We start from the raw sequence: 21,126 nt of genomic DNA, 5'->3' as shown, positions 1-21,126 counted from the left end.
CTTGTTTTTGTGATCTTGAAAAGGATGAATGGCTCAAATTTCTGGATTATCACCTCCGATAAAAAAACTCCTGAGTATAATAAAAGGAGTTGTGTCAAATGAAGGCAATATTGATCTACAATGCCAAACACTCTCCTTTCCGCAATGGGAGGCAATACGGTTTCCCATATTACCCTGCCGGTCTTTGATTCATGGCATGGTATTGCTTTAGAAACAAGGACTCGGAGCATGCAAATACTCGTTTAATTACTTGTAATTATAATTAATACAAACCGATATGTCAATCAAAGCATAACGAATGGTGGTTATTTTCATAAATTTGCATGAGATTAAAACTCATGGGCGTGCTATTGATTTTAGTGACTAAATGGCATAGAATCAAATAAAAGGATTCATAAGGGGTGAGTTAAATGGACAGCGACCAACTGGATGGATTTCAGCTATACATACAGCTCAAGAACAAGAAACAGATTTCAACGGATAAGCTTTTCCTATTGCTTGAGAACATTGAGAGGGAGGGTTCCATCTCAAAGGCTGCCACAGATATGAAGATATCCTATCGTTATGCATGGGGACTTATAAACGATACTGAAGATTTTCTAGGGATAAAGCTCCTGGACAAGAAGGTTGGAGGTGCCGAAGGTGGAGGGGCTACCCTGACCGAAGAAGGGATGGATATGCTTGAGCATTATCATGCCATCAGAGATTCTGTTGACAGCCAACTGACCGCACTTATAAAAAATAAGGTTGATGACCAAGGAAAAGATCAGAATGCCGAGGACGGTAATTACTTCAGGTACCTCTTGATGGCAAGTACAATGGAACCCATAGAAACAGGGCTTATGGATGCACTGGAAAAGGAATATTTCCTAAAGACGGGGACACTTGTCAGGCATATTGCCGTTGGTAGTGGCAAGGCCCTTCAAATTGCAAGATCAGGAGGTGTTGACTTGGTATTTGTTCATAGCCCCATGGAGGAAGATGATTTCATGTCTCAAAGCTTTGGGGTTTATAGAAGAAAAATCATGGCAAACAGGTACTATCTGGTTGGACCGGAATCTGATCCCGCGGGGTTAAAGTATTTAAAAGAGGAAGCCGGAGTAGAGGTGTTTTTCCGACAGATTGCATTGACAAAATCCGTCTTCATAAGCCGAGGGGACAGTTCAGGAACCCATGAGAAGGAGCTTGAAATTTGGAATAGCGCAGAAATTCCTCCGGAAAAAAGAAATATAACCATCGGCGGCAGCATTGCCAGCAATATGGATTGCCTTGGAAGAGCATATGAGGAATCAGCATATACCCTTGTGGATTCAACAAGCTACAAGCTTTCAGCATATAGTAATGAGTTAAAGGTCTATGCAGGGAACAAGGATGGTCTTGATCCAAAGCTTGATAACATATTCTCTGCCATAGCCGTTAGAAGGCGCCCGGAAGAAGCGATCAAGTACACAGAGGCTAAGAAGTTTATAAATTGGATGAGTGGTTCAGAAGGCAGAGGTATAATAGGAGGATTTTCAGAAGATGAAGGGAAGCACCCATACTTTAATTTGATTGACTAAAAAAGACCTTGGCATCAAAATCAAGTCCAAGGTCTCTCTCATATTCTCGATTGGCGAAATTAGAATGGTAGCTTCCTAATCATTTAATCCTATCATTACATTTGAAGCCTTCACCAAGGCAACAACTTCCTTGCCCACCTTTAGGTCAAGGGATTTGATGGAGTCCATGGTTATGGAGGATGTTACAATGTTTCCTCCACCGATATCTACAGTTACAATACCAGTCACAACTCCTTCAGTGATATTGGTAATGGTTCCTTTAAATTGGTTCTTAGCGCTTAAATTCATAGAATCCCTCCTTAGATTTTGTACGTTATATACCCATAAACATAACGGGTATTCAACCCTGTGAATTTTTGATAAAATACATTCAGGAAAACTCTAAGGCAAACAATTTATTTAACCTAATATGACCAGTCAGGAGTGAAGAAAATGAGAGAGAAGGATTTTAGGTTTACATTGGATGAGATTGCAGGGGCTCTGGGGGATTTTGGGACATTGTTACCCATTGTGGTAGGTGTATCGGTAGCCACTGATATGGACCTGTCCAGGATGCTTTTCTTTTTTGCACTTGCATATTTTGGGACAGGGCTGTACTATAAAATGCCAATGCCTGTGGAGCCCATGAAGGCAATAGGTGTGGTTGCAATAGCAGAGGGACTGTCTTCGGCTGAAATAGCAGGCGCGGGTATAGGAATGGGAATAATCCTTCTTTTAATTGCCTCAACTGGCCTGATGGGCTGGATAAAGAGAATAATGCCTACTCGCCTGATCAGAGGCATACAGTTTGGTCTGGCATTAACCCTTGGTTGGCAGGCAATCAAGATGATTTGGGGTGACCCCATTATGGGTGTGATCTCTATGCTCATAGTAATATTCTATGCTAAATCAACTAGACTGGATATTTCAGCCCTTATTGTATTTGCACTGGGGATAACGGTTGGGATTTTTCGCTTTGGTGCACCTGAAATATCAATGATGACCATGCCTGAACTTATGATACCGGATGCTGGTTCAATGATTAATGGGATTGTGAAAGGAACACTTCCACAGATTGCCCTAACCATTGGAAATGCTGTTCTTGCAACGGCTCTGCTCATAACAGACCTCCTTGACAGGAAGGTTAAGGAAAAGCAGTTGCTTCTTAGCATGAGTGCAATGTGCCTCCTCTCTGCTCCTTTTGGGGGATTTCCAATGTGCCACGGCGCAGGGGGCCTTGTGGCACAATACAGGTTTGGGGCAAGAACCGGTGGGTCCAATTTAATATCCGGAGTAGTACTTTTGGTGGTGGCAGTACTTTTTGCCACACCGCATCTGGAATTGATCATACCATTTGGAGCACTTGGCGCTTTGTTGTTCTATTCGGGAATCTCCCTGTATAGAACATCCACCAAGACTGAAGATATGACATTTACAGCCATAACGGGAGCGATTGCTTTTGTTTTTGGAATGGCCTGGGCATTTGTGATAATGCTTCTTGCACACAACATACAGAAGAGATTTAAAGGATTGGATAATGAATGACATTGGTATATATTGAATCAGAGACAAGTATTTTTGAAACCAGGAGGATGAAAATGAAGTTTATTAACATTACGAAGGCAAACATAGATATTGATGGAGTTCCGGCCATTGTCCTCAAGCCAAAATTGGATATGGACACCTATCCTACGGTTGTATTCTATCACGGCTGGAGTTCAAGCAAGGAGCACCAGGAATTTCGGGGCTCGGTGATTGCAGGTCTGGGATATCAGGTTATCATTCCAGATGCCATGCACCATGGTGAGAGAGGTGAACTTGATTATGCCGCTTCTGAAAACTCAGGCTTCTTCTGGAGGGTTGTGTTGAACAACCTGAACGAATGGGAGAAAATAAAGACCTATGCCGTAGAACAGCTGGAGGCTGATCCAGAAAGAATAGCTGTTGCAGGTCATTCCATGGGAGGATTTACATCAGCTGGAATCTTTACTGAGAACAAGGATATCAGAACCTGCATTATCCTAAATGGATCCTTCAGTTGGCTGGAAAGCAACGAGGAATTCAAGAGGAGTTTAAATGTCCATATGACCAAGGAGTTCAAGGAGCTTGAGCAGGAGATTGAGGACAGGAACCCCTTGAAAAGCATAGACAATCTTTTGGACAGACCGATTCTTATACTCCATGGGGAAGCCGATTCAATGGTTGAAATAACTCCCCAAAGGGATTTTTACGAGAAGCTCCGTGAGCTTCACAGGGTTGAGGGTGGTCTTAGGATGGTTTCCTACAAGAATCTGGATCACTTCGTTACTACAAATATGCTTGAGGAAATGGGGAAATGGTTGGATATTAAAATGGCGGAGGTGTAGGATGAAAAAGCCCTTAATCGGTATTACATGTATTCAGGCAAATATAAAGGGGAAGAAGGTCAATACGATCAATGACTTTTATTTTAATGCAGTTCTTAAGGCAGGTGGTGTGCCCCTTATTATTCCTTCGGTAACAGATGAAAAGACCATATCAGAATATGGCAAAATCCTTGATGGAATTGTATTCACAGGGGGGCATGACGTTTGGCCACAAAGGTTTGGGGAGGAGCCAATCAAGCAGGTTGTTGAAATTACCCACGAAAGGGACCAGCTTGAGCTTGTCCTCTTTGACAAGGCATATGAGGCAGGAATTCCTATACTGGGTATTTGCAGGGGACTTCAGCTTGTAAACATAGCCCTGGGTGGGACCCTCTATCAGGACATCTACAGTCAGGTGGAGAATGTTGGTGGCCACTCGTTTGGCTACAATCCAGAGGAGGTTTATCATTCGATCAGTATTGAAGAGGAGTCCATAATGAAGGAGATCTACGGGAAAGATACTGTCCACGTAAATTCAGAGCACCACCAGGCAATCAAGGATATTGGCAGGGACCTCAAGGTCACATCAAGGGCTCCTGATGGAATTGTAGAATCCATTGAATCCACCAATGAAAGGTTTATTCTGGCAGTGCAGTATCACCCAGAGGCAATTGCACCAAAATACCCTGAGCATCAGGAAATCTTCAACTTCTTTGTAAGAATGTGCAGGTAACAAAAACAGTAGGGACGGTTCTTTTTGTTTTAATTTGTTCTAAACCCAGATACCAAAAAACAAAAAGAACCGTCCCCGATGTTTGTCCCCGATGTTTGCAAAATAAGATAGCTATACCAGATCCTTAAGAACCATCATAACAAGGACCACATTAACTATTGCAATCAAGGGTAGCCCCAGCTGGAAGGCTGCCTTTTTTGTTTTGTGGGAGAAAAGATGCATCCCAAGGACAGCGCCCGGGCCTCCGCCGAGGATGGCTGATAAGAACAGGGTTTTCTCTGCTATTCTTCTCTTCCCCTTCCTTGCAAGTTGCTTATCCGTCCTGAAAAGCAAAAGTGACACCAGGTTTATAAATATCATATAGATAATGACAGTGTAAATTAAGTACTGATCTAGCATTCTTACAACTCCTTTTTGCACCTAAAAAGCGCTCTGATGGCTTAAACAAGCAATATACAGCCGAATTTATAAAATTCAGATATCATTGACAATCTCTCCCTAATATTATACGCTAAAAGGGTATATAATTTTCAACTAAATGAAGAAAAATCAAATTACATTACATATTTATGAGGAGGAGAAAAAATGGAGTTCAAGTTTGACATGGAAGAGAACAAGGAACAGATTCAAGCCTTCAGGGAATTTCTGGATTCTAAGAAAGATACTCCCGGGCCATTGATGCCTTCGCTGCAGCGAGCACAGGATGTGTTTGGTTACCTGCCAAAGGAGATGCTGGAAGTCATTTCCCGTAAGCTGTCCATTCCAATGGCTGAGATTTACGGGGTTGCAACCTTTTATTCACAGTTTTCATTTATACCAACAGGGAGGAACAAGATCAGTGTATGTCTTGGGACGGCCTGCTATGTAAAGGGTGCCCAAAGCATCCTTGAGGAAATAGAGACCCAGCTTGGGATCAAGTCCGGAGAGACCACAAAGGATGAGATATTCTCAATCGCATCAGCAAGATGTGTTGGAGATTGCAGTATAGCGCCTGTAATTTTGGTGAATGAAGACGTATACGCAAAGGTAAAGAAGGACGATATTAAAGAGATACTTTCTAAATACAATTAAGGGGAGAGTGCCATGATAACAAAGGAGAAGCTGTTTGAAATAAGGGGAAAAATCAAGCCATCCCTGGTAGAAAATCTGCTGGAAGGTGACAGGGTTGAGTTTAGGGGAGAGGATATTGTATTAAAGGGTGAGTATTACAAGAAGCAGGTGAGAATTGCCCTTAAGAACTGTGACATAATCGATCCCACAAATATTGATGAATACATAGCATTCGATGGTTATTTTGCCCTTCTGAAGGCTCTGACAGAGCTGGAGCCAGGAGATGTGGTGGATGAGATTACAGAATCTTTGCTTAGAGGTAGAGGAGGAGCAGGATTCCCCACAGGAAGAAAGTGGAATGAGGCATACAAGTACCAGGCTGACAAGAAATACATAATCTGTAATGCAGACGAAGGAGACCCTGGTGCATTTATGGATAGGTCAATCCTTGAGAAGGACCCACATAGCGTGCTTGAGGGAATGGCTCTTGGAGGCTATGCAATAGGCTCAGACCAGGGCTACATATATGTAAGGGCTGAGTACCCCATGGCGGTAAAAAGGCTCCAAATAGCCATAGACCAGGCCAGGGAGTATGGTCTTTTGGGCAAGAACATCTTCGGTACAGGATTTAATTTTGACATAGAGCTGAGACTGGGCTCAGGAGCTTTTGTTTGCGGAGAAGGAACAGCCCTCATGGAGTCTATCGAGGGAAGAAGGGGAATGCCTCGTCCAAAGATACATAGGACAGCCCACAAGGGGTTATGGGGCAAGCCAACAATAATCAACAACGTTGAAACCCTTGCCAATGTACCAGTAATAATGAATAAGGGTGCAAAGTGGTTTAGGGGAATAGGAACCGAGGAATCTCCTGGAACAAAGGTCTTTGCACTGGTTGGGAAGGTTGAAAATGCAGGACTAGTTGAGGTGCCCATGGGAATGACCCTTAGGGAGATTGTTTTTGACATCGGTGGTGGAGCTCAGGATGGAAAGGAATACAAGGCTGTTCAGACTGGAGGACCATCTGGAGGCTGTATACCTGCAGAGCTTATAGATACTCCTGTTGACTTTGAGTCATTGGGCAAGATCTGGTCCATAATGGGCTCGGGCGGCATGGTTGTAATGGATGAAAACACCTGTATGGTTGATATTGCAAAGTTCTTCCTTGACTTCAGCGTTGAGGAATCCTGTGGAAAATGTGTTCCGTGCAGGGAAGGGACCAAGAGGATGTATGAGATACTTGATAGGATCACAAAGGGTGAGGGAGTGGAAGGTGACATTGAGAGACTTGAGGAGCTTTCTGAAACCGTAAGCTCAACATCACTTTGTGGGCTTGGACAGACAGCACCAAACCCGGTAATTACAACAATAAAGTACTATAGACATGAGTACGAGGCCCATATTAAGAAAAAGAGCTGCCCTGCCAAGAGCTGCAAGGCCCTTATAAAATACGAGATAACTGAGGGATGTATAGGTTGTACAAGATGTGCCAAGGTATGTCCTGTAGTAGCCATCACAGGAAAGGTCAAGGAAATGCACCACATAGATCAGTCAATATGCATAAAATGTGGGGCGTGCTACGATGTGTGTCCTGTGGATGCCATTTCAATAATATAGCATTGGAGGAAGAATATGAGTACAGTAAAGCTAACAATAGATGGTAAAATAGCTGAGGTATCAAATCAGCTGACCGTCCTGCAGGCAGCGAAAACTGTGGGAATCGATATTCCTGCCCTATGCTATGATGAGACCCTTGAAATATTCGGGGCATGCAGGATGTGCATTGTTGAGATAGAGGGAAGCAAGAAGCTTCAGACAGCCTGTTCCACCCTGGTTAAGGATGGAATGGTTGTTCACACTGAAACTGAAAAGGTGGTCTGGAACAGGAAGCAGACCCTACAGATGCTTTTGGACAGCCATCCAAATGACTGCTTGACCTGTCACAAGGCAGGGGAATGTTTGCTGCAGGGCTATGCATACAGATATGATGTGAATTTTAGAAAACACGAGGGTGAAATGAGACCCCAGCTTCTGGATACAACCAGTCCATACATATTGAGGGACAACAGCAAGTGTATCCTTTGCGGAAAATGCGTTATGACCTGTGCCCAGGTATCCGACAGACAGGTGCTATCATTTGCGGAAAGAGGCTACGAGACCAGGGTCATATTTGGAGCGGATGAGTCAATTGAGGAATCTCCTTGTGTTTCCTGCAACCGCTGTGTTGCAGTCTGTCCAGTGGGTGCTCTCGTTGACAAGAGGGACATGGGAAAAATCAGATCCTGGGAGGCAGAAACTAAAATTGTGGGTTGTAAGGCCTGTGAATACGGATGTGAATTTGAAGTGAGATCCATGGACAGAAAACCTGTTTCAGTGGTTGCTAAGGCACCAACAAACGGGAGACCATTGTGTCTGAAGGGAAGACTTACAACTGAGCTTAAGTATCTGGATAACCCGGATGCGCCATATAGAAAGCTGGACAAATCGTTTGAGAAGACAACATGGGATAAGGCTCTTCAAATCACTGAGCTCCTTGAGAAAATAGAACGACTTGAAGGATCCAACAACAGTGGAGAGGGGGAAGAGTAGATGCAGGTAACAATAAACGGTAAAGACTATGAATTTGAAAAAGGCACAACTGTCCTTAAAGCCTGCAGTGAAATAGGGATAGATATCCCCGCACTGTGCAATGATGAAAGGCTTGTTCCCTCCGGATCCTGCAGACTTTGCCAGGTGGAGATAGAGGGCTGGGGAAAGCTTCACACAGCCTGCACAACCCAGGTGAGGGAAGGAATGGTAATACATACTCATAGCGAAAGGGTTGTAAAGGCAAGACAGGACTTACTTGACATGCTAATATCCAACCATCCGCTGGAGTGTCTCACCTGTGAGAAATCGGGTGGATGCAAGCTTCAGGACTACTGCTACGAGTATGGAATCACAGAAGGAACCTACAGATGGGAAATGAGCAAGCCATATTTTGATGACACAAATCCCTTTTATACATTTGATGCCAGAAAATGCATCCTTTGTGGCTTGTGTGTCAGGGTATGCGATGAGCTTCAGGGAACCAATGCCATTGGTTTTGAAAACAGGGGATTTGATACCCTTGTATCCACTCCTTTCGGAGAAGGGCTTGAAAATTCAACCTGTGTATCCTGCGGAAACTGTGTTTCAGTTTGCCCTGTGGGAGCCCTTGAACCAAAGAGCAAGAAGAAGTTCAGACACTGGGAGACCAGGACTGTCAGAACAACATGCTCCTACTGCGGAGTGGGCTGCCAAATGGACCTTAAGGTAAAGGGAAACGAAATAGTTGAGGTTCAGCCTGCGTTTGATGCCCACAACGAAGGACTGTTGTGTGTTAAGGGCAAGTTCTCATATAACTTCCTTTCTCATCCGGACAGGCTTAAAATGCCAATGGTGAGAAAGAATGGAGTCCTTGTTGAGACGACCTGGGAAGAAGCCTTGGATGTGATCACCTCAAAGATGAAAGAGGTGAAGGGAGAATTCGGCTCTGATGCATTTGCAGGTCTGACCTCGGCAAGATGTACAAATGAGGATAACTATATGTTCCAGAAGCTGTTCAGGTCAACCCTGGGTACCAACAACGTTGACCACTGCGCCCGCCTCTGACATGCTTCAACGGTTGCAGGTCTTGCAATCACACTGGGAAGCGGAGCAATGACAAACAGCATTCAGGAGATCAAGAATACAGATGCAATATTCATAATAGGTTCAAACACATCAGAAAACCATCCAGTAATAGCTGCCATAATGAAGCAGGCTAGAAAAGCTGGAGCAAAGATGATAGTGGCGGACCCAAGAAGAATTGAGATGGCGGAATATGCTGATGTTTTCCTTCAGCTAAAGCCGGGAACAAATATCGCCCTGTTGAACGGGCTTATGCATGTGATCATTGAGAAGGGGCTTCAGGATGAATCCTACATCAATGAGAGAACAGAGAACTACGAAGAGTTGAAGGAACTTGTCAAGGGCTACACCCCTGAAAGGGTTGCAGAGATTTGCGGTTTGAATCCCCAGGATATCATAAAGGCTGCAGAGATATATGGTGAGGCTGCCAAGGCCGGAATCTACTACACCATGGGAGTGACGCAGCATACAACAGGGACCCATGCTGTAATGAGCATTTCAAACCTTGCTCTACTTTGTGGAAATGTGGGAGTTGAATCAGCAGGAGTCAATCCCCTCAGGGGACAGAACAACGTTCAGGGAGCTTGTGACATGGGTGGACTACCCGCGGACCTTCCAGGCTACCAGAAGGTGTTCAAGCCTGAGGTACTGGACAAGTTCCAGGACAGTTGGGGTAGCAAGCTATCCAGCAAGGTGGGACTTACCATAACGGAAATGTTCAAGGCAATCCAGGAGGACCAGGTGAAGTTCCTGTATATCATGGGAGAGAATCCAATGGTATCAGACCCTGACACCAACCATGTAGACCACGTTCTCCAGCATGTAGACTTTCTGGTTGTTCAGGATATATTCCTGACAGAGACTGCAGCAATGGCAGATGTTGTCCTTCCAGCTGCAGCGTTTGCAGAGAAGGATGGAACCTTCACAAACACCGAAAGAAGAATCCAGAGGGTCAGAAAGGCAGTGGATGCACCGGGAGAAGCCAAGGCAGACTGGATAATCCTTATGGATATAATGAACAGGATGGGAGATGAAACTAGGTACTCACATCCTGCCAGGATAATGGCAGAGATTGCATCCCTGACTCCATCCTACAGAGGGGTGACATACAAGAGGCTTGAGAGGGAGAGTCTTCAATGGCCGGTTCTTGATGAGAATCACCCCGGTACAAAGTATCTTCACAAGGCTGCAATCGCAAGGGGGAGGGGACTATTCATGCCTGCAGAGCACGTGGCAAGTGCCGAGATTACAAGTGATGAATATCCATTGATCCTTACAACCGGAAGGATATTGTACCATTACCATACAATGACCATGACTGGTAGAGAGGATGGCCTGAACAAATTGGCACCTCATTCATACGTGGAAATAAATGAAGTCACAGCCAACAAGCTTGGAATTGAAGATGGCGACAGAGTCAGGATATATTCAAGACGTGGAGAGGTTGAAACAACCGCCCTTATAACTGACATAATAGATGATGGGGTTGTGTTCATGCCATTCCACTACACTGAAGGAAAGGCCAATATACTTACCAATAGTGCGATTGACGAAATAGCCAAGATTCCTGAACTGAAGGTAGCCGCAGTAAGAATTGAGAAAGCATAGAGGTGAATAGGATGAAATACGAGCAGGTAATTAAATATGCAATGCAGATGGAGCTTGATGGGAGCAACTTTTTCAAAGAGAAGGCTGACAAGTTTTCAAATGCCACCACAAGGAAGCTGTTCCTCACCTTGGCAGAAACTGAAATGGAGCATTACGAGTACCTTAAAAAGCAGCTGGACAGCTACTTGGAAAACGAGACCTTCGATACAAGTGACCAGGTGATGGAACGGGAAGAGGACATCTTCAAGGCCAGAGAGGAATCGGAGCACATAGAGGCAACCCTAAGGGAGTCCGATATCCCAGACCTGACTATTCTCAGGATGGCCTACCTTATTGAAAGGGACTACAAGGAGTTTTATGAAAATGCAGCCCAGAATGCTGATGATGAAGGTATCAAGAAAATATTCCAAAAGCTTTCCAAATGGGAGGAAGGTCACGAAAGGCTATTCAAAGCAGAGTATGACAGAAGAATGAAGGAGTATATGACACTTCCGTGGGGAGGCTAGAAATGTTTAGAGTGGGTATAATAACATCAAGCGACAAGGGAGCAACTGGACATAGAGAGGATGTATCCGGAGCTGTAATAAAGGAAATGGTGGAGCAGAAGGGCTATCAGGTCATCAGGCAGGTGATCCTGCCTGATGAAAAGGACCTTTTGGCGGAGGAAATGATCAATATGGCTGATAACCTGGATGTTGAGCTGATACTCACAACAGGGGGAACTGGCTTCAGCAAAAGGGATGTTACGCCAGAGGCCACTATCCAGGTATGTGAAAGGATGGCACCTGGAATCACAGAAGCCATAAGATACTTCAGCCTAAAGATCACCCCAAGGGCTATGCTTTCCCGTGCAACTGCCGGAATCAGGGGTAATACTCTCATAATAAACCTACCTGGAAGTCCCAAGGCTGTCAGGGAATCCCTGGAGTTTTGCCTTGACAGTGTGGACCATGGACTTGAAATCCTGACGGGCAGAGATTCGGAGTGTGCCAGAAAAGAGGACTAGATATGAAAAAATTTGGTAGTGCCATAATACTTGCAGGTGGAAAAAGCACAAGGATGGGCTTTGACAAGCAGCTGATAAGATTCCAGGAAAGAAGCCTTGTGGAGACACTTATTCAGAAGCTTCGCGAGGAATTTCAGGAGATAGTCATAGTAACCAACAAGCCTGAGTACTATATCGGTCTGGCTGATATCATTACCGGAGATGTGATTGAGGGTAAAGGTCCGCTGGGGGGGATACATGCGGGGCTTTTGATGGCTTCCTCCAGGTATTCCTATGTTGTTGCCTGCGACATGCCTTCAATTGATTTGGAATATGTAAGGTATATGAAGAACAGAATTGCCAATTCTAATCCTTTGGCTTGCGTCACAAGACTTGGGGAATGGATTGAACCCTTTAATGCATTCTATAGAAAGGACCTATCAGGTCATATTGAAAGATTTTTGACTTCAGGTGGAAGGGCAATTCATAGAATGCTGGATGAACATTCTGTTGAGTATGTTCCTGAGAAGGAAGCAAGAAGGTTCAGTCCTGATTGGAACATGTTCTACAACCTCAACACAAGAGAGGATGTACAGGAATATCTGCAAAGGAATGAAGGCAATGGTGCATGATATGGAAAACAAGATAGATGTTGAAATAATAAGAATCAAGGGTAATCACAGGGATACTGTTATGGACAAGGTCATAAGGGAGTATCCCTTTACCTTATATATGAACGGCCAGGAGATAGTCACTTTGCTGTGCACTCCGGAGAACCTCCGGGAGCTGGCGGTTGGATTTCTAATTTCAGAGGGATTTATTGACTCCTTCCAGGAGGTATCCAATATGGATCTTGATAGGGAAAGGGGAACCATCCACATAGCGGCAGATGTGAGAGAAAAGCCCTTGCGAGACAGGCTGCGAGGCAAGAGAACAATAACCTCAGGCTGTGGAAAGGGCTCCTCCTTCTACAATGTTTTGGATTCATCAAAAAGTAGGAAAATAAAGAAAATTGTGGGAATTAGACCTGAAACTGTGGTACAATTAATGAGAGAATTCAATAGGCACAGTGAGCTTTTCAATGAAACAGGAGGAGTTCACAGCTGCGCTCTCTGCAGCAGGGATAATCTTCTTGTACACAGGGATGACATTGGAAGACACAACGCATTGGACAAGATTCTTGGGTGGGGACATATCAACAACCAGAGCTTTGAGGATAAGCTGGTCCTTACCACCGGAAGGATTTCCTCAGAAATGCTTATTAAGATAGCAAGACGGGGAGTTCCTGTTGTAATATCAAGGTCTGCACCAACATCTTTGGCGGTGGAGCTGGCAAGAGAGCTTAATATAACCCTTGTGGGATTTGCAAGGGGAGTAAAAATGAATATATATACAAATTTTCCGAGCATTGATTTCTAAAGCAGATGCCATGAAGCAATGCCGTTGGGTAAAGGAGAAATCCTGAAGCCTCCCGTTTGGAAAGGAAGATGTTTATTTGACAACCTTCCTTTCAGGTTGTTTTTTTTTCGCACATGAAAGGTGGAATTACATGGAATTCTTTAAGGTGGTGTCAGTAGATGATGCCAGGGAACTCATAAAAGATGAATTTGGGCAATACCAGTTGGAATCTGAACTTGTAAGCCTGCTGGAGTCTCAGGGCAGGGTGCTCTCTGATGATATTGTTTCAGAGATAAATGTGCCTGAATTCGACAGGTCAACTGTCGATGGCTATGCAGTCCTTGTTGAGGATAGCCATGGTGCCACAGAATCAATACCAAGCATTCTGGAGGTACTTGGAGAGGTCCTTATGGGTGAGACCCCAAAACATCAAGTAGGGAGCGGTCAAGCCGTGTATGTGCCCACAGGGGGCATGATGCCAGAGGGCGCAACTGGAATGATAATGATTGAGAATACTGAAAAGATGGATGAGGAAACCGTGCTTCTCTTCAAACCCATAAGCAAGGGAGAGAATATGGTTTTTAGGGGCGAGGACATAAAAAAAGGAGAAGTGGCCCTCCAGGCAGGTAGAAGGATCGGACCCAATGAGATTGGAGTGTTGGCAAGCCTGGGGATTAGTCATGTCAGAGTGATAAAAAAGCCCAAGGTATACATACTCTCCACAGGGGATGAGGTAATAGATCTGGATGAAGAACTCAAGATAGGTAAAATAAGGGATATCAACTCCTATGCACTTTCTGCAATGATAAGGGAAATAGGGGGAGAGGTGGCAGGACGTGAAATAGTGAAGGACAACTATAACCTTCTGCTTGAGGGTGTGAGAAGAGCTCTCCAGCATGCGGATGTTGTGCTTCTTTCAGGTGGCAGTTCAGTGGGGACCAGAGACTACACCCATAAGGTCATAACAGACCTTAAGGGAAAGGGGGTTCTTGCACATGGGATCTCCATAAAACCTGGAAAACCTACAATCATTGGAGATGGGAAGGGCAAGCTTATTGTGGGTCTTCCTGGACACCCCGTATCATCAATTGTAGTGTTCAAGGCAATCGTGCAGCCCTATATTCAGGGTCTTCTGAAAGCTCCCTATGATGCTAGAAGGGTTGAGGCAATAACAACACACAACTTCCCATCATCCCCTGGAAAGGAGACCTACCACATGGTGAGGTTGAAAAGAGAGGATGGAAAGATGTTTGCCACACCAAGCTTTGGCAAGTCAGGAATGATAACCCTCCTTTCCAGCTCCGACGGGTACATTGTAATAGCTGAACACGAGGAAGGGATAAACAAGGGCGAGACGAGAGAGGTATATCTGTTTTAGCACAGGGAGGTGTGAATATGGAAAGAAATACTTATATAGACAATGTAGCTGTTGACAAGGCCATGGACACCTACCTGGATGAGCTCTCAATCAAGGGGGAGATGGAAGAGGTTCCAGTCCATGATTCCCTTGGAAGGATAACCTGGGAAGCTGTTTATGCCAAGGTATCCTCACCTGCATACAACGCATCGGCAATGGATGGAATAGCGGTTACCTCAAAGGGGACAGAGGGTGCCAATGAAAGCAATCCCTTGACTCTTATGGAAGGGTCTGATTTTAAATATGTCAATACCGGCAATCCCATAAACGAGCCCTATGATGCCGTGATCATGATAGAGGATGTCCTACAGCAGGATGAGGGGAAGGTTCAGATACTAAGGCCGGCCTATCCCTATCAGCATGTGAGGCAGATCGGAGAGGATATTGTGGCAACGGAGATGATACTTCCCTCAAGGCACAGGATACGTCCTATGGATATCGGGGCTCTCATTTCAGGTGGGATTGAGAAGATAGGTATCTATAAGAGTCCGAGAATTGGAATAATACCAACCGGATCTGAAATCGTGGAGAACATATCCCAGGTAAGGGAAGGGACCATAATTGACTCCAATTCACATGTTTTCAAAGGACTAGTGGAATCATTGGGTGGAATCCCAAGAAGGTATCCACCCATGGAGGATGACTACGAAAAGCTTAAACAGCTTCTCTTAGATGCTGTGGAAGAAAATGATATGGTCATCATTAATGCAGGCTCGGCAGCTGGAACAAAGGATTTTACCGTTAACCTAATTCAGGATCTTGGAAAGGTTGTGGTTCATGGGGTTGCAATGAAGCCTGGAAAACCTACGATCCTTGGAATAATCAAGGGTAAGCCGGTAATGGGGATACCAGGGTATCCGGTTTCGGCATTCATGGTGTTTGATGTCTTTGCCAAGCCATTGATACTTAAGTTTCAAGGGGATCAGGGTGAGATTTACGATACCACTGAAGCCACACTAAGCAGAAGGATGGTTTCTTCATTAAAGAACAAGGAAATGGTACGAGTAACTCTTGGTATGGTGAAGGATAAGCTTGTTGCAACTCCTCTTTCAGGAGGGGCAGGAGTCAGCATGAGTCTTGTCAAGGCTGATGGAATTGGTATCATACCCAGGAATGTGGAGGGATACGAAGCAGGAGACAGGATAACAGTCGAGCTCTTAAAGCCGATCTCATCCATCAGGGACAAGCTTCTTTCAATTGGTAGTCATGACATTGCAATGGATGTGATTGCGGACATGATGAAGCTAGCCTCATCCCATGTGGGAAGCATGGGGGGGATACTTTCACTGAGAAGGGACGAGTGTCACCTGGCACCGATACATCTGTTGGACATGGAGACCGGTGAATACAACATAAGCTATGTGAAGAAGTATTTTCCTGGCAGGAGGATGGCTCTGATTAAGGGGATACAACGGAATCAGGGCTTCATAGTCCAGAAGGGAAATCCAAGTGACATTAAGGACTGCAGGGACCTTATCAGGGAAGATGTTGTGTTTGCAAACAGGCAGAGAGGTGCAGGCACCAGGGTCCTCCTGGACTACAACCTGAAGAAGGAAAACCTTAAACCTGAAGAAATCAGGGGCTACCAGAGGGAGTTCACAACCCATATGGCTGTTGCCGCAGCTGTCAAGAACAATACAGCAACAACAGGACTAGGAGTCTATTCAGCAGCGAAGGCCATGGACCTTGATTTTATTCCACTTGCAAATGAGGACTATGATTTTCTGGTACATGGAGATTCCTTGGAAATGGAGAAAATAAAGGAGTTTATCCATTTGATTAAGTCGGAGGAGTTCCAGACTCGGGTACGCCAACTTGGTGGATACGGATTTGAAGAGACAGGTAAGATAATATGGATAGGATAGGGATGATCATATGAGGGACAGATTTGGTAGAGATATAAATTATTTAAGAATATCCCTAACAGACCGATGTAATTTAAGATGTGAGTATTGTATGCCAGAGGATGGGATCAAGAACAAGATTCCCCACTGTGACATGCTCAGTCTTGAGGAGCTTTATGAGATAACAGAGGCATTTGTCAGCCTGGGAATCAATAAGATAAGATTTACAGGAGGTGAGCCTCTTGTAAGGGAGGGGGCTGTTGACCTGATAAAAAGAGTTAATGCCCTTGAGGGAGTCAGGGAGGTTACTTTGACGACAAATGGAATATTGCTGGATGATTATTTGGACGAACTCCTGGATGCCGGTGTGAAGAGACTGAACATAAGTCTTGACACCCTGGATCCGGTAAAGTATATGGAAATAACCCGTGGCGGAGATATTGCAAGGGTGCTGAAAGCCATTGGGAATGCCAAGGCAAAGGGAATAAAACCCATAAAGATCAATACAGTATTGATTGGTGGCTTCAACGATGATGAAATACCTAAATTGGTTGGAATGACCAGAGATGGAGGCGTTGATGTGCGTTTTATAGAACTTATGCCAATTGGTGAGGCAGCAGGATTTGCCAGGTCAAGATTCATTTCAAATGAGGAAATACTAAGAAGGATTCCGGAGCTTGTAGAGGTTGATAGAGATGATCCATCATCGCCAGCAACCTACTACAAACTGCCTGAGGGCAAGGGAAAGGTTGGTTTGATCAATCCAATCTCCTGCAAGTTCTGCACAAACTGCAACCGTGTAAGACTTACTGCAACCGGTAAGCTGAAGCTTTGTCTTCATTCCAACAGGGAGATAGACCTGAAAAAGGTTCTCAGAAATGGGGAGAATCTTGAAAAGGCAATCAGCGAGGCCATCCTCACAAAGGAAGAGGAGCATCATTTGGAAGACCAGAAATATATCACCAGAAACATGAATCAAATAGGAGGTTAGACAATGGACCTAACTCACTTCAATGAAGAAGGCAGGGCCCACATGGTTCAGGTGGGCGACAAGGAGGATACAAAGAGGACGGCAACTGCATATGGAAGAATAAACATGAAAAGGGAAACGGCCAGGAGAATAAAGGAAGGTCTTGTAGACAAGGGAGATGTATTAAGTGTTGCCCAGGTAGCTGGAATCATGGGTGCCAAAAGGACAAGTGACCTGATACCAATGTGCCACAATATCTTTCTTACAGGTGCAGACATAACCTTCAATGTTGGAGAGGAATATGTTGAAATAAAGGGCCAGGTAAAGACCACAGGCAAGACAGGGGTTGAGATGGAAGCTCTTTCAGCTGTCAGCATTGCCGCTTTGACCATTTATGATATGTGCAAGGCCATGGACAAGGAGATGACAATAGAGGAGATAAAGCTTATGGAAAAGACTGGAGGAAAGTCTGGAACCTTTAGAAGAAAGGGCTTCGGAAAGGTTCTAGCGGTAAACATATCAGAGAAGAAGGGTGTGGTGAAGGAGTCTGTTGGACATGGTGAATTCAAGGTAGACCATGGTCTGGTGGGGGATGCACACAGTGGTGACTGGCACAGACAGGTAAGCCTGTTGGGCAAGGAGAGCTTCGATAAGATGAAAGATGCTGGAGTCCAGGGACTAAAGTTTGGTGATTTTGCAGAAAATCTTACAACGGAAGGGATAATACTTTATGACCTTCCCGTTGGAACCAGGATGAGAATTGGGGAGACACTCCATGAAGTGACCCAGATTGGAAAGGAGTGTCACTCAGGCTGTGCCATCTCAAAAACCGTTGGCAAATGTGTAATGCCAAAGGAGGGAATTTTTACAAAAGTACTTAGAGATGGCGTAATCAAGCCGGGAGATACCATAGAGATTCTAGATATGCCAGGACTTTAGTCCTGGCATTTTGTTTAGGTCTTATATTTTAGGGAATATAATACATATACTCCTATTTACATAAAAAATTAGGAGGGATAGTAAATGTTGAGATGGTCAATAATATTTATAGTAGTGGCACTTGTAGCAGCAGTGCTGGGATTTGGGGGAATTGCAGGAGCGGCAACTGAAATTGCTAAAATCTTGTTCTTTGTTTTCCTTGTATTGTTTGTTTTATCCTTGATATTCGGGAAAAGACTGAATCCTTAAATGTATATTATAAAGGAAAACTCCAGGTGGATTACCTGGAGTTTTCCTGTAAGGAGGAGTATTGAACATAATCCAATGATTGGTCTCTGTGAAGCCTGTGGCCAACAAATCCGGCCTCCAGAAGCTCCTTTTGCTTTTGGATCATTGTCATTGGTACATTTACCATTTTATCAACTACAAAGTCTTCTTCTCTATCAATTCTTTCGTGAAGGATGTAACGCCAGATTCCATCACTGTTATCGGGAAGGGTCCCGTATTTTTTCTTCAGGTCCTTGATCTTCAAGCCATGTCTCATAATATTGTTGACACTGAAATAATTGTATGGCGATATGGTGCATGCCATATGCTTATAGCCCTCGGCTGCAACGATGGGCTTCATCAGCGAAAGGGTCATATACTGAAGGTTGTTACCCCTATAGGGAGGATCAACAACAGTTGTCTCCAGTTGACAGAGCTTCTCCAGTTCATGCTCAGACAGTCCCACATCACGGCCGAGATTCCTTTCCTGAAGTCCTGGGAAGCTAACATAACGATATGCAATCATCTGATTTTCCTCTCCGTAAATGCCGATAACCTTTGCACCCTCGTCAAGGTCCTGCTTCATATCCTCATAGGAATCCACAAAAAGCACTTCCTTGTTTGGTAATGCATTGTATACCCTCTGTATCAAATCAACCATGTGGTCAAGGGCTTCGTATGAAACCAGCTTTGCCACGTAGCTTTCCATCTCCTGTGCTCCATGTCTTTCCCTGATTAGTCTTCCTTCCTCAATTATCACAAAATCACCTCGATCATTAATATAAGAATAGCATCCCCACAAATCATCAAGGAAGCTTTTTCTGTAACTATTAGACTTGAATCATCTTTTTATAATTAAAAAAGCCCGCTACGGCACTAACCGCAGCCGAGCTTTAAATATTGGCTTTCTCAAACTTGATGTAGTTTAGCTGTTGGTCTTTCTTATTAATTTCGTAGCCAATGTATCCCTGCTCAATCAGATCTCTTTGCATCTCAAGGTTCGCCCACTTGGAAATTACAAGATCAACTGGATTAAGAACCTGTTTTTTCATGTCGCTATGAAGAATGAATCTCCACAGGCCATCGTCTCCGTCCTCTGAGGAACCGTATTTTCTCTTAAGTGCCTTTATCTTTAGGCCGTTCTTCATTATATTGTACAGACTGAAGAAGTTATAAGGTGATACAGTACAAAGGAAATGATTGTAACCTTCCTGGGTGACCATCTTCTTGGCTGCCCCCAGAGTAAGATTTTGCAGGTCGTTGCCCCTGTACTTGGGATCCACAACAGTTGTTTCAAGGTGCACCACCTTGTTCAGCTCCTCTGGACTCAAACCTATGTCATAGCCCATATTTCTTTTATCCTGCCCAGGAAATGCTATATATCTGTATGCGATTACACGGTCTCTGCTGTTCAAAACGCCGATGACCTTTGCCCCTTCTTCCATATCCGAAAGCATGTCCTCGTAAGAATCAATGTAGAGTACATCCTTGTTTGGAAGATTATCATATACATGTTGCTGAAGATCAATGACCTCTCTTAGTCTATCTTTTCCCAATAATTTCATCTTATATTCTTCAAGCTCCATGTTGGTGTGTTTGTTTTTTAATAAATTTCCCTTTCCAAGCACCATATATATGTCCTCCTTTCCATAACGCTCCAACCAACAACCTACAACTCGTTGTCAAGTTGTAAGTTTATTATATACTATGGGTTTAGTATATGTCAACAAAAATAATTTGCCTAAAAACGTGTATTTGAAGAGGCTAGGAGGATAAAACTGAGTAACTGCACCCTGGAAAACGTGTAAAAATGGGGGTGAAAACATTTGCATAAAACAGCTTGAGTTCATTAATAACAGAATATTCAAACTATATTAAAATTAATATTTTGGGTATAAATCAACCTAGGAGGTGGAAACAAGTGAGTGATAATATATACGAAAAACCATCTAAGAAAGAATTGAAAGAAAAACTTAGTGAAATATCCTACAAAGTCACACAGGAAAATGCCACTGAAAGACCATATTCAAGTGAGTATGACAAATTCTCGGAAGAGGGTATCTATGTGGACATTGTATCCGGCGAACCACTTTTTTCATCACAGGATAAATACGATGCTGGTTGTGGCTGGCCAAGCTTTACAAAGCCAATTGAAAAGGAGAATATAAAAGAGAAAAAGGATCTGAGCCATATGATGGTAAGGACAGAGGTAAGAAGCACCAATGGAGATTCCCATTTGGGTCATGTATTCACAGATGGTCCAAGGGAGAAGGGAGGGCTCAGATACTGTATAAACGGTGCAGCCCTGAGATTTATTCCAAAGGATCGGTTGGAAGATGAAGGTTACGGGGAATACCTGGAGCAGTTCAAAAAATAGTATAAAG

At 44.1% G+C, this 21,126-nt stretch carries 22 protein-coding genes and 2 riboswitches; of the genes, 18 read left to right on the top strand and 4 right to left on the bottom strand.

Annotation, left to right across the window (positions count from 1 at the left end):
- Window positions 1–116: 116 nt before the first annotated feature.
- Window positions 117–239, bottom strand: a riboswitch (molybdenum cofactor riboswitch).
- Window positions 240–410: 171 nt separating this feature from the next.
- Complete coding sequence (locus tag ACKVDP_RS02525; RefSeq protein ID WP_409227231.1) at window positions 411–1,559, top strand: substrate-binding domain-containing protein; 1,149 nt, start codon at window positions 411–413, stop codon at window positions 1,557–1,559.
- Window positions 1,560–1,634: 75 nt separating this feature from the next.
- Here ACKVDP_RS02525 and ACKVDP_RS02520 read toward each other — a convergent pair whose 3' ends face one another.
- Window positions 1,635–1,847, bottom strand: coding sequence for a TOBE domain-containing protein (locus tag ACKVDP_RS02520; RefSeq protein WP_409227230.1), 213 nt, complete (start codon window positions 1,845–1,847; stop codon window positions 1,635–1,637).
- Between the two features lie 144 nt (window positions 1,848–1,991).
- On the opposite strand from ACKVDP_RS02520, the gene ACKVDP_RS02515 reads away from it, so the two are divergent.
- From ACKVDP_RS02515 to ACKVDP_RS02505, 3 genes are read left to right on the top strand one after another with little or no spacing between them, the layout of a single operon-like run.
- Window positions 1,992–3,083: a putative sulfate/molybdate transporter gene (locus ACKVDP_RS02515; RefSeq protein WP_409227229.1), complete on the top strand. Its 1,092-nt coding sequence runs from the start codon at window positions 1,992–1,994 to the stop codon at window positions 3,081–3,083.
- Window positions 3,080–3,904 carry an alpha/beta hydrolase family protein gene (locus ACKVDP_RS02510; protein ID WP_409227228.1) on the top strand — a complete coding sequence of 275 codons (825 nt, stop codon included), beginning with the start codon at window positions 3,080–3,082 and terminating at the stop codon, window positions 3,902–3,904. Before ACKVDP_RS02515 ends, ACKVDP_RS02510 begins: the two co-directional genes overlap by 4 nt.
- Window position 3,905: 1 nt before the next feature.
- Window positions 3,906–4,616: a gamma-glutamyl-gamma-aminobutyrate hydrolase family protein gene (locus ACKVDP_RS02505; RefSeq protein ID WP_409227227.1), complete on the top strand. Its 711-nt coding sequence runs from the start codon at window positions 3,906–3,908 to the stop codon at window positions 4,614–4,616.
- A gap of 111 nt (window positions 4,617–4,727) precedes the next feature.
- On the opposite strand, the gene ACKVDP_RS02500 is transcribed toward ACKVDP_RS02505, so the two are convergent.
- Window positions 4,728–5,015 (bottom strand): DUF1294 domain-containing protein, encoded by a 288-nt coding sequence (locus ACKVDP_RS02500; RefSeq protein WP_409227226.1) that lies wholly within the window; start codon window positions 5,013–5,015, stop codon window positions 4,728–4,730.
- Window positions 5,016–5,201: 186 nt separating this feature from the next.
- Between ACKVDP_RS02500 and nuoE the strand changes: the two genes are divergently transcribed.
- The 13 genes from nuoE to ACKVDP_RS02435 all read left to right on the top strand — a co-directional run bounded on the left by nuoE (window position 5,202) and on the right by ACKVDP_RS02435 (window position 18,724).
- Window positions 5,202–5,687 (top strand): NADH-quinone oxidoreductase subunit NuoE, encoded by a 486-nt coding sequence (gene nuoE / locus ACKVDP_RS02495; protein ID WP_409227225.1) that lies wholly within the window; start codon window positions 5,202–5,204, stop codon window positions 5,685–5,687.
- A 12-nt stretch (window positions 5,688–5,699) separates the two neighbouring features.
- On the top strand, window positions 5,700–7,280 hold the full coding sequence (locus tag ACKVDP_RS02490; protein WP_409227224.1) for an NADH-ubiquinone oxidoreductase-F iron-sulfur binding region domain-containing protein: 1,581 nt from the start codon (window positions 5,700–5,702) through the stop codon (window positions 7,278–7,280).
- A gap of 15 nt (window positions 7,281–7,295) precedes the next feature.
- Complete coding sequence (locus ACKVDP_RS02485; RefSeq protein ID WP_409227223.1) at window positions 7,296–8,252, top strand: 2Fe-2S iron-sulfur cluster-binding protein; 957 nt, start codon at window positions 7,296–7,298, stop codon at window positions 8,250–8,252.
- Window positions 8,253–10,922, top strand: a complete 2,670-nt coding sequence (gene fdhF, locus ACKVDP_RS02480) for a formate dehydrogenase subunit alpha (RefSeq protein ID WP_409227222.1) — start codon at window positions 8,253–8,255, stop codon at window positions 10,920–10,922. It abuts the gene before it with no gap.
- An 11-nt stretch (window positions 10,923–10,933) separates the two neighbouring features.
- Window positions 10,934–11,428: a ferritin-like domain-containing protein gene (locus tag ACKVDP_RS02475; protein WP_409227221.1), complete on the top strand. Its 495-nt coding sequence runs from the start codon at window positions 10,934–10,936 to the stop codon at window positions 11,426–11,428.
- A gap of 2 nt (window positions 11,429–11,430) precedes the next feature.
- Window positions 11,431–11,928 (top strand): MogA/MoaB family molybdenum cofactor biosynthesis protein, encoded by a 498-nt coding sequence (locus tag ACKVDP_RS02470; protein WP_409227220.1) that lies wholly within the window; start codon window positions 11,431–11,433, stop codon window positions 11,926–11,928.
- A 2-nt stretch (window positions 11,929–11,930) separates the two neighbouring features.
- Window positions 11,931–12,539 (top strand): molybdenum cofactor guanylyltransferase, encoded by a 609-nt coding sequence (gene mobA, locus ACKVDP_RS02465; protein WP_409227219.1) that lies wholly within the window; start codon window positions 11,931–11,933, stop codon window positions 12,537–12,539.
- A gap of 1 nt (window position 12,540) precedes the next feature.
- Window positions 12,541–13,326 (top strand): formate dehydrogenase accessory sulfurtransferase FdhD, encoded by a 786-nt coding sequence (gene fdhD / locus ACKVDP_RS02460; RefSeq protein ID WP_409227218.1) that lies wholly within the window; start codon window positions 12,541–12,543, stop codon window positions 13,324–13,326.
- Window positions 13,295–13,409: riboswitch (molybdenum cofactor riboswitch) on the top strand. It overlaps the preceding gene by 32 nt.
- 47 nt (window positions 13,410–13,456) lie before the next feature.
- Window positions 13,457–14,683 (top strand): molybdopterin molybdotransferase MoeA, encoded by a 1,227-nt coding sequence (locus ACKVDP_RS02455; protein ID WP_409227217.1) that lies wholly within the window; start codon window positions 13,457–13,459, stop codon window positions 14,681–14,683.
- Between the two features lie 17 nt (window positions 14,684–14,700).
- Window positions 14,701–16,587 (top strand): molybdopterin biosynthesis protein, encoded by a 1,887-nt coding sequence (locus tag ACKVDP_RS02450; protein ID WP_409227216.1) that lies wholly within the window; start codon window positions 14,701–14,703, stop codon window positions 16,585–16,587.
- Window positions 16,588–16,597: 10 nt separating this feature from the next.
- Window positions 16,598–17,557, top strand: a complete 960-nt coding sequence (gene moaA, locus ACKVDP_RS02445) for a GTP 3',8-cyclase MoaA (protein WP_409227215.1) — start codon at window positions 16,598–16,600, stop codon at window positions 17,555–17,557.
- A 3-nt stretch (window positions 17,558–17,560) separates the two neighbouring features.
- On the top strand, window positions 17,561–18,475 hold the full coding sequence (moaC, locus tag ACKVDP_RS02440) for a cyclic pyranopterin monophosphate synthase MoaC (RefSeq protein WP_409227214.1): 915 nt from the start codon (window positions 17,561–17,563) through the stop codon (window positions 18,473–18,475).
- Between the two features lie 84 nt (window positions 18,476–18,559).
- Window positions 18,560–18,724, top strand: coding sequence for a DUF1328 domain-containing protein (locus ACKVDP_RS02435; RefSeq protein WP_409227213.1), 165 nt, complete (start codon window positions 18,560–18,562; stop codon window positions 18,722–18,724).
- Between the two features lie 31 nt (window positions 18,725–18,755).
- Here the strand turns inward: ACKVDP_RS02435 and ACKVDP_RS02430 are convergent, their stop codons facing one another.
- Together ACKVDP_RS02430 and ACKVDP_RS02425 are read right to left on the bottom strand one after the other, a co-directional pair.
- The gene (locus ACKVDP_RS02430; RefSeq protein WP_409227212.1) at window positions 18,756–19,502 is read right to left on the bottom strand and encodes a hypothetical protein; all 747 of its coding nucleotides are present in this window, start codon (window positions 19,500–19,502) and stop codon (window positions 18,756–18,758) included.
- Window positions 19,503–19,635: 133 nt separating this feature from the next.
- Window positions 19,636–20,373 carry a hypothetical protein gene (locus tag ACKVDP_RS02425; RefSeq protein WP_409227211.1) on the bottom strand — a complete coding sequence of 246 codons (738 nt, stop codon included), beginning with the start codon at window positions 20,371–20,373 and terminating at the stop codon, window positions 19,636–19,638.
- 290 nt (window positions 20,374–20,663) lie between these two features.
- On the opposite strand from ACKVDP_RS02425, the gene msrB reads away from it, so the two are divergent.
- Complete coding sequence (gene msrB / locus ACKVDP_RS02420) at window positions 20,664–21,119, top strand: peptide-methionine (R)-S-oxide reductase MsrB (protein ID WP_409227210.1); 456 nt, start codon at window positions 20,664–20,666, stop codon at window positions 21,117–21,119.
- The last annotated feature ends 7 nt before the right edge of the window (window positions 21,120–21,126 follow it).

It is taken from the genome of Gudongella ferriphila (assembly GCF_046224405.1).
Taxonomy (GTDB): domain Bacteria; phylum Bacillota; class Clostridia; order Tissierellales; family Tissierellaceae; genus Gudongella.
The sequence above is the reverse complement of the archived record's forward strand: the minus strand, read 5'-3'. Positions and strand labels throughout refer to the sequence as shown.